The 14,542-nt window shown below is 65.1% G+C and carries 8 protein-coding genes and 2 pseudogenes; all 10 read left to right on the top strand.

Annotation, left to right across the window (positions count from 1 at the left end; all coding sequences use genetic code 11):
• Positions 1–26: 26 nt before the first annotated feature.
• The 10 genes and pseudogenes from BMW49_RS11880 to BMW49_RS11840 all read left to right on the top strand — a co-directional run bounded on the left by BMW49_RS11880 (position 27) and on the right by BMW49_RS11840 (position 14,534).
• On the top strand, positions 27–2,372 hold the full coding sequence (locus BMW49_RS11880; protein WP_069519973.1) for a trimethylamine N-oxide demethylase: 2,346 nt from the start codon (positions 27–29) through the stop codon (positions 2,370–2,372).
• A gap of 107 nt (positions 2,373–2,479) precedes the next feature.
• Positions 2,480–3,241, top strand: a pseudogene (locus BMW49_RS25395) (PAS domain-containing protein); the annotation flags it as partial.
• A gap of 27 nt (positions 3,242–3,268) precedes the next feature.
• A pseudogene (locus tag BMW49_RS25115) lies at positions 3,269–3,490 on the top strand (methyl-accepting chemotaxis protein); the annotation flags it as partial.
• A gap of 242 nt (positions 3,491–3,732) precedes the next feature.
• Positions 3,733–5,109 carry an ammonium transporter gene (locus BMW49_RS11870; protein ID WP_069519971.1) on the top strand — a complete coding sequence of 459 codons (1,377 nt, stop codon included), beginning with the start codon at positions 3,733–3,735 and terminating at the stop codon, positions 5,107–5,109.
• Between the two features lie 54 nt (positions 5,110–5,163).
• Entirely contained in the window at positions 5,164–5,343 is a 180-nt protein-coding gene (locus tag BMW49_RS11865) for a hypothetical protein (RefSeq protein ID WP_069519970.1), read from the top strand.
• Positions 5,344–5,494: 151 nt separating this feature from the next.
• Positions 5,495–7,288 carry a methyl-accepting chemotaxis protein gene (locus BMW49_RS11860; protein ID WP_069519969.1) on the top strand — a complete coding sequence of 598 codons (1,794 nt, stop codon included), beginning with the start codon at positions 5,495–5,497 and terminating at the stop codon, positions 7,286–7,288.
• On the top strand, positions 7,288–8,706 hold the full coding sequence (locus tag BMW49_RS11855; RefSeq protein WP_083251788.1) for an ethanolamine ammonia-lyase reactivating factor EutA: 1,419 nt from the start codon (positions 7,288–7,290) through the stop codon (positions 8,704–8,706). Before BMW49_RS11860 ends, BMW49_RS11855 begins: the two co-directional genes overlap by 1 nt.
• A gap of 12 nt (positions 8,707–8,718) precedes the next feature.
• Positions 8,719–10,929 carry an ethanolamine ammonia-lyase subunit EutB gene (gene eutB / locus BMW49_RS11850; protein WP_069519967.1) on the top strand — a complete coding sequence of 737 codons (2,211 nt, stop codon included), beginning with the start codon at positions 8,719–8,721 and terminating at the stop codon, positions 10,927–10,929.
• 10 nt (positions 10,930–10,939) lie between these two features.
• Positions 10,940–12,418, top strand: a complete 1,479-nt coding sequence (locus BMW49_RS11845) for an aldehyde dehydrogenase family protein (RefSeq protein ID WP_069519966.1) — start codon at positions 10,940–10,942, stop codon at positions 12,416–12,418.
• Positions 12,419–12,878: 460 nt separating this feature from the next.
• Positions 12,879–14,534 (top strand): methyl-accepting chemotaxis protein, encoded by a 1,656-nt coding sequence (locus BMW49_RS11840; RefSeq protein ID WP_069519965.1) that lies wholly within the window; start codon positions 12,879–12,881, stop codon positions 14,532–14,534.
• The last annotated feature ends 8 nt before the right edge of the window (positions 14,535–14,542 follow it).

Genomic DNA, 14,542 nt, shown 5'->3' with positions numbered 1-14,542 from the left:
CAATAAGAATAATCGAGGAACCTTGCATGCAGATGCCCGTGATCAGCCGACCACACGAGCCGGCGCTGTTCGCCCGCGCACCGGGCCTGGAGCGTCATCGCGTCGCCCCTGGCGGGCTGACGGTGATCGCCCTGGAGCCCGGCGATCGCCTGGAGGTGATCGACGTCGAAGGCGACCAGCGTGCCGAGCTACTGGCCTTCGCCGAGGCGGGTCGCGAGGCACTGGCCGAGCTGAGTCTGCTGGGCAGCCCTGGGGCCGACTTTATCGCCCGCTTGTTGCATGACGGCAGCGGCGAGTCGGCCCATGTACAGGCCGGGCTGCGCATGCGCGGCATCGATTGCCGCCACCTGCCCAACGCCGCCGCGCTGTGGCCCGAGAGCACGCCCGCCGGCTTCAGCCGCTCATTCACAGCCAGCGCGCCAGTGCTGGTGATAGTCGCGGCACCCGGCGGCCCGGTAGCAGTAGACAGCCAGCAGCGCGCCAGCGAACTGCGCCTGCTGATCCAGCGCGCCAACCCGTCGAGCCTGCTTATCCCAACGTTGCCGGCACCGCTCGGCGAGGTGATCGACGAATTTACCATCACCCCCGGCACGGCACGTGACTACCGTGTTGGCGCCGGTCAGTACATCCAGGTGATCGACGTCGCCGGGCGGCAGTGTTCGGACTTCGTTGCCTTCGACAGCCGCGGCCTGGACGCCGGCCGTGAGATCGACCTCGACCCCACCGTCACCCGCACCCTGAACGGCAACGCCTATCCCGGCCCTGGCCTGTTCAGCAAATTTTTCGACCGCAACCTGCAGCCGATGCTGGAAGTGCTGCGCGACACCGTTGGCCGTCACGACACCTTCGCCCTGGCTTGCACCGCCCGCTACTACGAGGCCCAGGGCTACTTCGGCCACGCCAACTGCAGCGACAACATCAGCCGCGCCCTCGCCGCCCATGGCGTGCAGGGGCGCGCGGGGTGGCCGGCGATCAACTTCTTCTTCAACACCGGGGTCGATGCGCATCAGCAGCTCACGCTGGATGAACCCTGGTCGCGCCCCGGCGACTACGTGCTGCTGCGCGCCATGACCGACCTGGTCTGCGCCAGCAGCTCCTGCCCGGACGACATCGACCCAGCCAACGGCTGGCAGCCGACCGACATCCATATCCGCGTGTATGCCGAAAAGGAGCGTTTCAGTATCGCCATGGCCAATCGCAAAACACCCGACGCCGACCCAGTGCTGACCCGCGAAAGCGGCTTTCACCCTGGCACCCGCACCCTCACCGGCCACTTCAGCGACTACCGCGGCTGGTGGACGCCCACCCAGTTCGACGGCTACGGCACCCTCGCCGAATACCACGCCTGCCGCGAACGGGTGGCGGTGATGGACCTCTCGGCCCTGCGCAAATTCGAGGTGCTCGGCCCCGACGCTGAAGCCCTGCTCAATTACTGCCTGACCCGCGACGTACGCAAGCTGGCGGTCGGCCAGGTGGTCTACAGCGCCATCTGCTACGAGCACGGTGGCATGCTCGACGACGGCACCCTGTTACGCCTCGGCCCGGATGCGTTCCGCTGGATCGGCGGTGAGGACTTCGGCGGCGAATGGTTGCGCCAACAGGCCGAAAAACTCGGCATGAAGGTGTGGATCAAGTCAGCCTCCGAGCAGATCCACAACATCGCCGTGCAAGGCCCGCTCAGCCGCGAACTGCTCAAACAGATGATCTGGACGCCGGGCACCCAGCCGGCGCTGGCGGAGCTGGGCTGGTTCCGCTTCCTGGTCGGCCGCCTGGACGACTACAACGGCATCCCGCTGATGGTATCGCGCACCGGCTACACCGGCGAGCTGGGCTACGAGATCTGGTGCCACCCCAGTGATGCCATGACGCTCTGGCAACGCCTCTGGCAACTCGGCGAGCCCCTGGGCCTGGCCCCGCTCGGCCTGCACGCGCTGGACATGCTGCGCATCGAAGCTGGGCTGATCTTCGCCGGCTACGAATTCAGCGACCAGACCGATCCGTACGAGGCCGGCATCGGTTTCTGCGTGCCCCTGAAGAGCAAGCAGGACGCCTTTATCGGCCGCGATGCCCTGTTGCGGCGCAAGGAACACCCCATGCAGCAACTGGTCGGCCTGGAACTGGACGGCAACGAAATCGCCGCCCATGGCGACTGCGTGCATGTCGGCCGTGCCCAGGTCGGCGTGATTACCAGCGCCACCCGCTCGCCGGTGCTGGGCAAGAACATCGCCCTGTGCCGCCTGGCCATCGACTATTGCGCGCCGGGCACACGGGTGGAAATCGGCAAGCTCGATGGCCAGCAAAAACGCATCGGTGCCACGGTAGCCACTGGCACCGTGGCCTATGACCCGGACAAGAGTCGGGTCAGGGCCTGATGCCGGCATGCCAATACGTAGGGTGCGCCGTGCGCACCAGCGGGCCTGGCTCAGTACGCACAGCGCCCCCGACGGACTTGGACGGCTAATTGCTAGGCAAGCAGTGAATGCCCCCATCAATGCCCAAGGAGGATCAGCCGATGTGGTTCAGCAATACGACCCGGAACCTGGCTAACGAGCTCAACCAGTGGCTTGATCGGCTGCTTGCCCAACAGCAACCGGACACCAGCCCCGCGCACCTGCAACGCCAGCCGCAGCTGCTGGGCAGCCTGGAACGTTTGCAGCGCGACTGGAGCGAGCTGCAACGCATTCGCCAACACGCCGAACAGCTGCCACCCGCGCCCTGCAGCGCCGAGCAATATGCTGCGCTGCAACAGCGCCTGGGCCAGGCCGAGCAGCAGTGCGCACTGCTCGAAGACGAGCTGCGCAACAGCCACGAGCAGAACCACAGCCTCCTGAGCGAGCGGGCGCACTGGGACGAAGAACGCCAGGTCTGGGAGCTGACCAAGCGCACCCTGACCGAAGGTTGCTGGGCGATGAACGTGGTGAATGGCGACCCCGACCACCCACAGAACCTGATCCGCTGGTCCGGGCAGTTCCGTGAGTTGATCGGCTACAGCGATGCCGAGTTTCCCGACGGCTGGGACAGCTATTTCAAGGTGGTCAACGCCGACGATCTCAAGCAGGTCATGCAGGCCTTCAACGCCTCGATGGTCGACAAGAACGGTGACGGTCTCTACGCCGTCGAGTACCGCATGCGCCACAAGACCCGTGGCGAGGTCTGGTTCCGCGAACGCGGGCGCTGCCTACGCGATGCCCAGGGCACGCTGATCCACGTCACCGGCGCGGTGCGCGAGATCAGTGATGAAAAAGCCGCTGCGGCCATGCGCGAGCGTGAGCAGGCCAGCATCCAGGCGACTTACGGGCAGATCGCCGAGGTCGCGGGAGTGATCAAGAGCATTGCCGAGCAGACCAACCTGCTGGCCCTCAATGCCGCCATCGAGGCCGCGCGCGCCGGCGAGCAGGGCCGCGGTTTCGCCGTGGTCGCCGACGAGGTACGCAACCTGGCGCGGCGCACCCAGGAGTCGGTGCAGCAGATCCAGGCAATGCTGCAGAAAAACCGCTGAACACGACCCATTTTCAGGCGTATCGCCAGCAGATTGATCAGAAACGGGGCATTTTCTTCACACCTCTGCAGCCCGCGTCGCCAGCCGTGGGCAGTGCATCAAAAAGCAGTTCTGGCACAAGGTTTGCCTATTCTCACAGTGAACTTTTTATAACTACAGATAAATACAGGGCACGCACACCGCTCCACTGCCAATACCCAGACCCTTCTAAGAACAGCATCGAGGATTGATTGATGGAAGAGCAGAAAACACCCCCTACTCTGGAGGAGCTACAGGCTCTGATAGAGATGACCAACACCTTGAATATGGAAATATTCTACTGGTGGTGCATCGCCCTGATGATCTGCATTCACGCCGGCTTCCTGTCCTACGAGATCGGTGCTTCGCGGCTGAAGAACGCGCTGGCGGCAGGCGTGAAAAACATCCTGGCATTCGGCTTTATCGTGCCCAGCGTATTTTTGCTCGGTTGGGCGGTGTACAACGCCTTCCCGGACGGCCTGGTGCCGCGCATGGACGCCCTGATGGCCGGCATGCCCTGGAGCGAATCCATGGGCCCGAACATCCAGGACAATGCCACCGGCATCTTCTGGGCCGCGTTCGCCATGTTTGCCGCCACCACCGGCTCGATTCTCTCCGGTGCGCTGATCGAACGGGCACGCATGAGCGCCTTCATCATCCTGACCATCGTTCTCGGCGGCTTCCTCTGGCTGCTCGCGGCATCCTGGGGCTGGCACCCGGAAGGCTGGCTGACCGTCAAGTGGGGCTACCATGACGTCGGCGCCGCCGGTGTCGTGCACATGATCGCTGGCTTCTTCGCCCTGGCCGTGGTGATCAACCTCGGCGCACGCATCGGCCGCTTCAACGAAGACGGCAGCGCCAACGCCATCGTCGGTCACAGCATGCCCATGAGCGTGGTCGGCCTGATGCTGATCATCGTCGGCTTCTTCGGCTTCCTCGGCGGCTGCATCATCTACAACTCCGGCGCCCAGTGGATCAACATCTACGGCCAGCCAACCAACCTCTCGGCGTTCGCCTTCAACACCCTGATGGGCTTTGCCGGTGGCCTGATCGGCGCCTACCTGACCACCCGCGAACCGTTCTGGATGATGTCCGGTGGCCTGGTCGGCATCATCTCCGTGGCCCCCGGCCTGGACCTGTACCACCCCGGGCTGGCTTACCTGATCGGCATGGGCGTAGCCGCGGCGGCGCCGCTGGTCAACAACCTGCTGCTCAAGTTCAAGCTGGATGACGCCGTCGGTGCCTTCGCCGTCCACGGCTTCGGTGGCTTTGCCGGTCTGGTCATCAGCGGCATCTTCCTCGCCGGTTACCCGAACATGAACGGCATGGCGCCGATCAGCTTCTTCGGCCAACTGGGCGGCGCCTTGGTCATGGCAGCCCTGGGCTTTATCCCTGGCTACATCATTTCCTACATCCTCAAGCACTTCGACATGCTGCGGGTTCCGGCACACGCCGAAGAACGCGGCCTGGACATGACCGAAGTACCGGCCCAGGCCTACCCGGAGTGGAATGCCATGTACGGCCAGAGCACCAGCGTCGGCGGCTCCGAGCCAACTTCGGGCCCGCTGATCGGCGACACCAAACCGGCCTGATCGCCATGCAGCCTGCCGTCAATGGACGGCAGGCCTACCTAAAGGAGCATTGCCATGAGCATCACCACCTTCGACGGCGCCAGCGCCGTGTTCACCTTCGCCGACAAGCCCGCCATTCTGATCTTCATCAGCCTGCTGGTGGCCGGTGTCAGCCTCTATGCGCTGATCGCCACCATCAAGCATGAGAAGCACAGCTACGCCCTGCCGGACGACAAACTCGCCAAGCTCAAGTAGCTCCCCGGCCGGCGGCGCTCGCCGCCGGCCCTTTTTTGCGAGTCGCTGCCATGCCAGCGCCCTATTCGCGCTGGAAGCCCCTTGGGTCTAGCTGCGCTCGCCTTACGTATCGATCAGCCCGGTAGCGCCCTGAAATGTCGAGGAGCCGTGCATGGCCTGGTTCAAATCCCCTCCCTCCGTTGTGCCAGCCTGGCAGGTCGTTCTGCTCGCCGGTGATGTTGAACGCGCCCTGCAGCTGGACGACGGCAGCCTACCCGAGCAGCTGCGTAGCTGCCTGGAACGCGGCCTGAGCGAGCCGCCGCCGAGCGAGGGCCGCGCTCTGAGCTTGCTCTATGGGCGCCTCGACGCATTGCAGCGGCATGCCATGCAGGCTGTCGAACAGACCGAGAACAGTCTGGCCGAAATCGCCGCCCGCAGCGGCGAACAGCTGACCTTTCTCAACCACACCCGCGGTTTTCTCGACCACAGTAGCCGCAGCGCCGATGAACTGCGCGGTGAGCTGGCCCACGAGCTGGAAAGCACCCGGCAGTTCTTCGCCAGCCAGTTCGCCGAGCTGCAGCAGGCCATCGAGGAGCGCGCCAGCGCCTCGCACCAGGTCATCCGCTCGATCGACGAGATCGGCCGCACCGTGCAACTGCTGTCGATCAACGCCGCCATTGAGGCGGCCCATGCCGGCGAGGCCGGACGTGGTTTCGCCGTGGTCGCCAGCGAGATCCGCGACCTGGCCCTGCGCACCCAGGCCAACACCCGCCAGGCCTTCGAGCAGATCGACATGTCTCAGCTCAGTGAGCAGCTGGACGCCCTGCTGCACAGCGCCGAGGCGCAGTTGCAGCAACTCAGCGGCCAAGTCGGCACCTCGCTGTCCAGTCTGCATGGTCTGTTCGGCCAGATGGCCGCGCGCCTGGACGAGATAGAAGGCAATAACAAGGTCATAGTTGCCGGCGTGCACTTGGGCCAGAGCGCCGAGGCGCAATTGCGCGGACGCAGCAACTGGAGCCGCTCGCTGCTCAATGATCTGACCTCAGTGTATGCCGACCCAGACCCGCGACAAGGACTGCAGCGCCTGCTGCACGAAGAGCGCCTGCACCTCGACCCACATTACGATCGCCTGGCCGAGATCCGCGCCCGTGGCGAAATCCGCGTGGCCATCGAGCCGGCCTTCAAGGGTCTATCCTTCCGCACCGAGGCCGGTGGCCCACTGCAGGGGCTGGACGCCGAACTGGTGCGTACCTTCGCCCACTGGCTGGGCGTGCAATGCCGCTTTATCGAACACCCCTGGGACCGCTGCCTGCATTTGCTGGAGGCCGGCGCGCAACGCCGCGACAACGAAGCCGATCTGGTGTGGAGCGCCATGCCGCCGATGCCCGGTTACGACCAGGTGGCCTTCTCCGCGCCCTACGTATTCCTCCCTTACGTGCTGGCCAAACGTGCCGGTGATACACGCATCCAGGGCGTCGAAGACCTGGCTGGCAAAGTGCTCGGCTGCATCAACGACCCGGCTGCCATGGCCACCCTGGAAGAACGCGGCCTGCGCTGGCAAGCCAACCAGCACAAGCCGGGCGGCAAGGTCGAACTGGCCAACCTGCTGGCCTACAGCGACCAGAGCCTGATCCACGACTGTCTGGCCGATGGCACGGTGGACGCCTTCGCTGTCGATCTGCCGATCTACCACTGGGCCTGCCAGGGCGAACGCAGCCCCTGGCGCGGTCGCCTGGAAATCCTCCCCGGCAACCTCAGCCCTAACCTGTGGTACTACTCGGCCGCCGTGGCTAACCAGCCGGCCAACGCCGGCCTGCTCGCCGCCATCGACGAATTTATCGCCCACTACCGTGCACAACCGGCATACCGCGAATTGGTGCAGCGCTGGCTGGGCAAGGTCTACGACGATAGCCACTGGCGCTTCGCCCCAGGCATCCACGACGCCGCTAGCCTGGCTCAAGCCTGATGCTGAGCGCACGTCATGTCCGCCTACTGGGCCTGGACTTCGGCTCCACCACCAGCAGCGCCCTGCTCGCCGAAGCGCGCCTGGGCGGGCACAGTGTCAGTGGGCGCATGGGCTTTGCCGAACCACGGGTGCTCTATCGCTCGCCGCCAGTGTTCACACCGTTCAATGGTGACGGCCTGGACGAGCCACGCTTGACCGCGCTGCTCGACGGCTGGCTACGCGACTGCGGGCTGGAGGACGAACCGCCCTTCGCCGGCGCGGCGCTGGTCACCGGGCTCGCCGCCCAACAGCGCAACGTAGCGACCCTGACCCGGCTGATCGAGGCGCGCATCGGCGACAACCTGATGGCCACAGCCGACGACCCCGGTCTGGAATCCTGGCTGGCTTTTATGGGCAATTGCGGCCTGCTCAGCCGTGCCCATCCGGGCCAGCCAATCCTCAACCTGGATATCGGCGGCGGCACCAGCAACCCGGCCCTGGGCCTGGACGGCAATGTGCTGGCCTGCGGCTGCCACTTTATCGGCGCGAGGCACTGGCGTTTCGCGCCCGGCAGCTATCGTCTGCAAGGCTGCAGTGAACAGGGCCAGGCGCTTCTGGAACACCTGGGTATCGCCTGCCGTGCGGGGGATGAACTCAGCACGGGCGACGTCGAACGCTTGGTGGGCTGGCAGGTGAGTGCTCTGGAGGCGCTGGTCAGCGGTGATGCGGCCTTCTTCGCCACGCCTATCGGCCGTCTGCACGAGCAACTGCCGCTGCGCCTGCCCGAGCTGCCATGCGCGCCCGCCATCACCTTTTCCGGCGGCGTCGGCGAGCTGATTTATGCGTACCTGGAAGGCGCGCCCTGGCCCGCCACCAGCGCCTTCGGCGACCTCGGCATTGATCTCGCCCAGGCGATTCTCGCCTCGCCCCTGCTCGGCGCCGGCCCGCACCTGCTGCCGCAAACCCGTGGCCGTGCCACCGTGCAGGGCCTGACGCTGCACAGTTGCGAAGTGTCTGGCAGCAGCCTGTACCTGCCCGATGCGCGGGTGCTGCCACTGCGTGACCTGCCGATCATCGCACGCCTGCCCTTAACCGCCAGCAGCGCCAGTCTGGCCAGCGCCCTCGACCTGGCCCGCTATCGACCCCAGGGCGCCTGCCTGCAATTGCTCGGCGCCAGCCCCAGCCTGGCTGCGCTGCGTCAGTTCGCCGAGTACCTGCGCGCAGCGTTGCAGCAGCGCCCGTTGCCCGCCGGGCAACCGCTGGTGTTGCTGCTCGAAGCCAACGTCGGCAAGACCCTCGGCCACTACGCCAGCGACTGGGGCCGCTTGCCCCAGTGCCTGTTGGTGGTGGACGAAATCCCGCCGCGCGCGGCGCAGTTCATCCATATCGGCCGCCCGCACCAGCAGATGGTGCCGGTGTCCTTCTTCGGCCTTGAATGAAGGAAGCTCCCCATGCGTGCCCTCACCCCGCTCGAGCAAATCGTTCTGCCCAGCCCGCAACCGCCACAGACCTACAGCAGCGAAATGCTGCAACGGCGCTTCAGCTTCCACGGTCTCAAACAGCTGCTCGGCGCAGCCGATATCAGCAAGGCCGGCGAACGCATGGCCGGGCTGGCGGCGGCGGATGAAGTGGAACGCGAAGCGGCGCGGGCGATCCTCTCCGGGCTGAGCCTGCAACACCTGCACGACCACCCACTGACCAACGCCCATGGGCAGATCGACAGCGTGATGCGGGTCAACTACCAGATCGACCGCGCGGTGTTCGCCGAGATCGCCGCACTCAGCCTCGGCGAACTCAAGGATCGCCTGCTGGCTAGCAAAGGTGCCGAAATCCGTCGCATTGGCACGGCCCTGACCGGGGTGATGGCCGCCGCTCTGGCCAAATTGTGCGACGTGCACGAGCTGATCCTCCTGGCCAAACGCCTGAAAAGCGGCGCCGCCGCCCGCGCGCGCACCCAGGTCGGCCTGCCTGGCACCCTGTCCTCGCGCCTGCAACCCAACCACCCCACCGACAACCTCGCAGGCATCAGTCTGCTGGTGTACACCGGCCTGTCGATGGGCGCCGGCGATGCGCTGATTGGCCTCAACCCGGCCATCGACACGGTGGACAACATCTCGGCCACCCTGCACCACCTGGACAAACTGCGCCGCGAGACGGGCGCGCCAACCCAGGTCTGCGTGCTTTCGCACATCAAGACCCAGCTCGCCTGCCTGGAGCGCGGTGCCCCGGTGGAGATCATGTTCCAGAGCCTGGCCGGCACCGAACGCACCCTGACCGACGAGTTCGACGTCACCGTCGAGCTGCTCGACCACGCCTACGCCCGCATGGCCGCCGACGGCCCACTGGGTGACAGCGCCGAGCACGTCATGTACTTCGAGACCGGCCAAGGCAGTGAGCTGACCTACGGCAAGCACGAAGGCATCGACATGGCCACCTGCGAGGCCCTGTGCTACGGCCTGGCGCGGCGTTACTCGCCGTTTATGGTGAACAACGTCACCGGGTTTATCGGCCCGGAAACCCACCTCGACAATTTCGAGATGATCTACTCCTGCCTGCAGGATCACTTTATGGGCAAGCTGCTCGGCCTCCCCATGGGCATGGCGCCGTGCTTCACCCTGCACTCGCAGGTCAGCGCCGAAGGCCAGCAGATGGCCACCGAACTGCTGGCCGCCGCAGGGGCCAACTTCTTTATGGACGTGTACCTGGGCAATGACCGCATGCTCGCCTACTTCGACACCAGCGGCCACGACGACCAGACCCTGCGCGAGGTCCACGACCTGCGCCCGGCGCCGGAGTACCTGCAGTGGGCGCTGACGCGCGGCATTTTCAGCGAGGATGAAAACGCTCAACTGCAGCGCGGGCCGAACTGGGGCAAACCCGAGCAGTTCTGCCACAGCGAGCTGGATTACCAGCGCCTGCTGGAATCAGTACCGGCCGCCTACGGTTTCACCAACGCCGGCCCGCGCCCGGCCAACCGCGTGGCCCGCACCCTGCGCGGCAACCAGGCGGTGGCGCGGCAGGCCATCTACGCCGACCTGCGCCCGGACGAACTGGGCTTTGCCGCCAACGGCCTGCCCGCACCGCGCTACCTCACCACCCGCGCGCAGAACCGCGAAGCGCACCTGGGCAACCCCGAACTCGGTGCCCAGCTGTCGGCAGACGCCCAGGCAACACTCGTCGCCGAACACACTGACGTGCAGGTGGTGATCTCCGACGGCCTCAGCGCCGAAGCCGTGCACCACAATATGAGCGATCTGCTGCCAGTGCTGTTCGACGGCCTGGCCAGCCGCGCGCTGAACCTTGGCCAAAGCATCATCGCGCCCTATGGCCGGGTAAAACTGGCCGAGGCCATCGGTGAGGCCGTGCAGACGCGCCTGGTGATCATGCTGATTGGCGAGCGCCCCGGCGGTGACGCCCTGGCCTCGCGCAGCCTGTCGGCCTATCTGGCCTATCGCCTGGAAACTGCGAGCCAGGCTGAGGCCGCGGGCTTCTCCGGCAACCCGCAGATCGCCTGGGAATACACAGTCATCTCGAATATTTACCGCGCCGGCCTGCCGCCCTTGGAAGCCGGCAGCGTGATCGCCGAAAAGGCGTTGCAGATCCTCGCCCATGGCGCGGCCGGCAACCGCCTCGAACACCTGCTCAAGCAACGCGCCGCCTGAAGGAGTTTCCATGTACCAGCGCCCCCATCTGTTTATTGAAGGCCAGTGGCTCGCCCCGCAACAAGGCGGCCAGTTCGAGGTCTTCGACCCCAGCGACGAAAGCCTGCTGGCAAGGGTTGCTGCTGCCGGCCCGGCGGATGTCGACCTGGCCGTGGGCGCTGCCCGCCGTGCTTTCGACCACGGCCCCTGGCCGCGCTTGTCTGGCGCCGAACGCGCGAGCGTGCTGCGGCGTATTGCCGAGGGCATTCGCGCGCGCCAGGACGAACTGGCGGTGCTGGAGGTGCGCGACAACGGCAAGCCCCTGCCGGAGGCGCAATGGGACATCGCCGACGCCGCCGGCTGCTTCGACTTTTACGCCGACCTGGCCGAGCGGTTGGACACGGACGAACGCCCAGTGGCCCTGGCTGATGCACGTTTTCGCGCCAGCGTGGTGCGCGAGCCGGTCGGGGTGGCCGCCGCGGTCATCCCTTGGAACTACCCGCTGCTAATGGCCGCCTGGAAAGTCGCCCCAGCCCTGGCCGCTGGCTGCACCCTGGTACTCAAGCCCTCGGAACTGACCCCGCTGACCGCTCTGGAGCTGGCGTGCATCGCCGCTGAAGCCGGGCTGCCTGCCGGTGTGCTCAACGTGCTGCCCGGCCTGGGCGGCGAAGCCGGCGCAGCGCTGGTCGAGCACCCTGGCGTGGACAAGGTGGCCTTTACCGGCAGCGTGCCGACGGGCAGCCGGATCATGCAGGCCGCGGCCCGCGACGTGAAGAACATCAGCCTGGAGCTGGGTGGCAAGTCGCCGTTTATCGTCTTCGCCGACAGCGACATCGAAGCGGCGGTGGAGTGGATCATGTTCGGCATCTTCTGGAACCAGGGTCAGGTCTGCTCTGCCACCTCGCGGGTGCTGGTGGAGCGTTCGCTGTACCCGGCGCTGCTGGCGCGCCTGAGCGATGCCGCCAGCCAGATTCGTATTGGCAACGGCCTGACCGAGGGCGTGCTGCTGGGGCCGCTGGTCAGCGCCGGCCAGCACGCCAAGGTCAGCGCTGCCATAGCCCAGGGCCTGGCCGATGGCGCGCGCCTGCTGCACGGCGGCGAACGGCCAGCCGAGCAAGCCAAGGGCTGGTTTATCCAGCCAACGGTATTCGCCGACGTACCGTTGCACAGCGCCCTGTGGCGCGAGGAAATCTTTGGCCCGGTGGTCTGCGTCAACCCTTTCGACACGGAAGCCGAAGCCCTGCACTTGGCCAACGACAGCCAGTTTGGCCTGGCCGCTGCGGTGATGTCCGCCGACCTTGAGCGCTGCGAACGGGTCGCGCGCAAGCTTCAGGCCGGCATTGTGTGGATCAACTGCTCGCAACCGACCTTCAGCGAACTGCCCTGGGGTGGCGTAAAACGCAGCGGCATCGGCCGCGAACTGGGCGAGTGGGGCTTGGACAATTACCTGGAAACCAAACAGATCACCCGCTACGAAAGCGGCGACGCCTGGGGCTGGTACCTGACGTAGGTGGCGCCGTGCGCACCAAGGCCCACAAAACTCTGTCTGCAATTGGCAGCGCAAGCCGTGGTTTGAGGATGCTTCATGCTACTTGCGCCAGCCCTCTCCTTACAAAAAGTATGTACATATGTAACTGCAGTGACACCTGTGAGGCACCCAACAAATCAGCGATAACCAATCAGAACGTGCCTTCCACAGCCCGCTATCCAGCACCGCACATTTTTAACGACTAACCGGTCATCGGGACTAACTGATAGTCCAATCGCAGCTTTGTACACACTGGCTACCATTCTGCTATCGCTGTACAGCTTCCACAGAAAAGGCTTTACAACAAAAAGCGATAGTCGTTCGCGGACGAACGACCATCAGCACCCGCGCAGGATGCGAAATCAAAGGCGTATCGCTATGCCCTTGCGGGTGCACCAATCAGCCACACCGTGTCGTTCACAAACGCACCAGGTAGTAATCTATGCCATCGAATACCCCTCGCCTCTCGACTCGCACTACCCTCTATGTCGGTTACGCCAGCCTGCTTGCACTTATGCTGGTGATCGCGAGCGTCTCGCTGTACAACCTGGCCGATAGCAATAAAAGCTTTGTGCGTTACGTCAACGGCGTAGATGCACGCGCCCGCCTGGCTAATGAACTGAATGATGCCGCCAAGGATCGCGCGATTGCCCTGCGTAATCTGGCCTTGAATGGCGATGCGGCCACTCGCGGGCAACAGCGGGCCGCCATCGAGGCCCATGAGAAGACCGTTGCCAGCAGCCTCGCCGCGCTGCGCCAGGCGGTTACGACCCATAACGATGTTTCGGCCACAGGACGTGAGATGTTTTCGCGAATCGAGCAGGTCGAGTCGCGTTACAGCCCGGTTGCTCACACCATTGCCGAGCACCTCTTCAAAGGTGATGACGCCCAGGCCCTGCGCATGGTCAGCGAGCAGTGCACGCCGCTGCTGGAAGAGCTGACCCAGGTCATCGGCGAATACCTGAGCCACACCAACGAGGTGGCTGACCAACTGGTTGCCGACAACGAGGTTCACTATCAGAAGCAGCGCAATCTGCTGATCATCATTACCGCTCTGGCGTTCGTGCTGGCGGCGATACTGGGCCACTGGATCAGCCGCAATCTGTTACGCGCACTGGGCGCCGAGCCGAGCGAACTCAACCAACTCGCCCAGCGGGTTGCCCAGGGCGATCTGCGCATCAGCCAGCGCAAAGCCGAGCCCCCACAAGACAGCGTGCTGGCAGCTCTGCTGCGCATGCAGCAGAACCTGCGCGAGATGACCCGGGGCATCGAAGCCTCATCCCAGGTCGTGGCGCAATCCAGCCAGGAACTGAGCCAGTCGAGCCTGCGCAACTCGGACAACGTGGCCCATGCTCAGCGCGAGGTCGAGCTGATCGTCACCGCTGTCCACGAAATGGCTGCGACCGTGCAGGATGTGGCGCGCAATGCCGAATCCGCCGCTGGCGCCGCCAGCGAGGCGGACAGTGCCGCCCTCTACAGCCAGCAAAAGGCCAAGGATGCGGTCAACCTGATCGGCGAGTTGGCCGAGGTTATCGGGCAGTCTAACGTTGCCATGGGCCGCATGAAAGACGAAAGCAACAACATCGGCAGCGTGCTCGATGTGATCAAATCGGTGGCCGACCAGACCAACCTGCTGGCCCTCAACGCGGCCATCGAAGCGGCCCGCGCGGGCGATGCCGGCCGCGGTTTTGCCGTGGTCGCCGACGAGGTTCGCAGCCTGGCAAAGCGCACTCAGGAGGCCACCTCGGAAATCCAGGGGTTGATCGCCGGCCTGCAGAAGATCGCCGATGAAACCTCGCAGTACATGCAGCGCTGCCAGCGCTCCAGTGAACAGTCGGTCAACGGGGTTTCCGAAGCGGGTGAAGCGGTGACCCGCATCGTCAGCATGATCGAGCGTATCAACAGCATGAACCAGCAGATCGCAGCTGCCTCTGAAGAGCAAAGCGCCGTCGCCGAGCAGATCAGCCAGGGCGTAGTGGCCGTGCGTGACAGCTCCGAACAGTCCGCCGCCGCCTTCCGCAGCGCTCAGCAGGAAAGCGAAAGCCTGTCGCGCACCAGCGTGGCGCTGCGCGAAAACATCTCCCGCTTCCAGCTCTGACCCGACTG

This window comes from Pseudomonas cuatrocienegasensis, assembly GCF_900110925.1.
Taxonomy (GTDB): Bacteria; Pseudomonadota; Gammaproteobacteria; order Pseudomonadales; family Pseudomonadaceae; genus Aquipseudomonas; species Aquipseudomonas cuatrocienegasensis.
Note: the sequence above shows the minus strand (reverse complement) of the source record. Positions and strands in the feature narration are given on the sequence as shown.

Bases quoted from the DNA above. Each gene is read 5' to 3' on its own strand.
- BMW49_RS11870 (WP_069519971.1), top strand. From the start codon at position 3,733: ATGGAAGAGCAGAAAACACCCCCTACTCTGGAGGAGCTACAGGCTCTG.
- eutB (WP_069519967.1), top strand. From the start codon at position 8,719: ATGCGTGCCCTCACCCCGCTCGAGCAAATCGTTCTGCCCAGCCCGCAA.
- BMW49_RS11855 (WP_083251788.1), top strand. From the start codon at position 7,288: ATGCTGAGCGCACGTCATGTCCGCCTACTGGGCCTGGACTTCGGCTCC.
- BMW49_RS11880 (WP_069519973.1), top strand. From the start codon at position 27: ATGCAGATGCCCGTGATCAGCCGACCACACGAGCCGGCGCTGTTCGCC.
- BMW49_RS11865 (WP_069519970.1), top strand. From the start codon at position 5,164: ATGAGCATCACCACCTTCGACGGCGCCAGCGCCGTGTTCACCTTCGCC.
- BMW49_RS11840 (WP_069519965.1), top strand. From the start codon at position 12,879: ATGCCATCGAATACCCCTCGCCTCTCGACTCGCACTACCCTCTATGTC.
- BMW49_RS11845 (WP_069519966.1), top strand. From the start codon at position 10,940: ATGTACCAGCGCCCCCATCTGTTTATTGAAGGCCAGTGGCTCGCCCCG.
- BMW49_RS11860 (WP_069519969.1), top strand. From the start codon at position 5,495: ATGGCCTGGTTCAAATCCCCTCCCTCCGTTGTGCCAGCCTGGCAGGTC.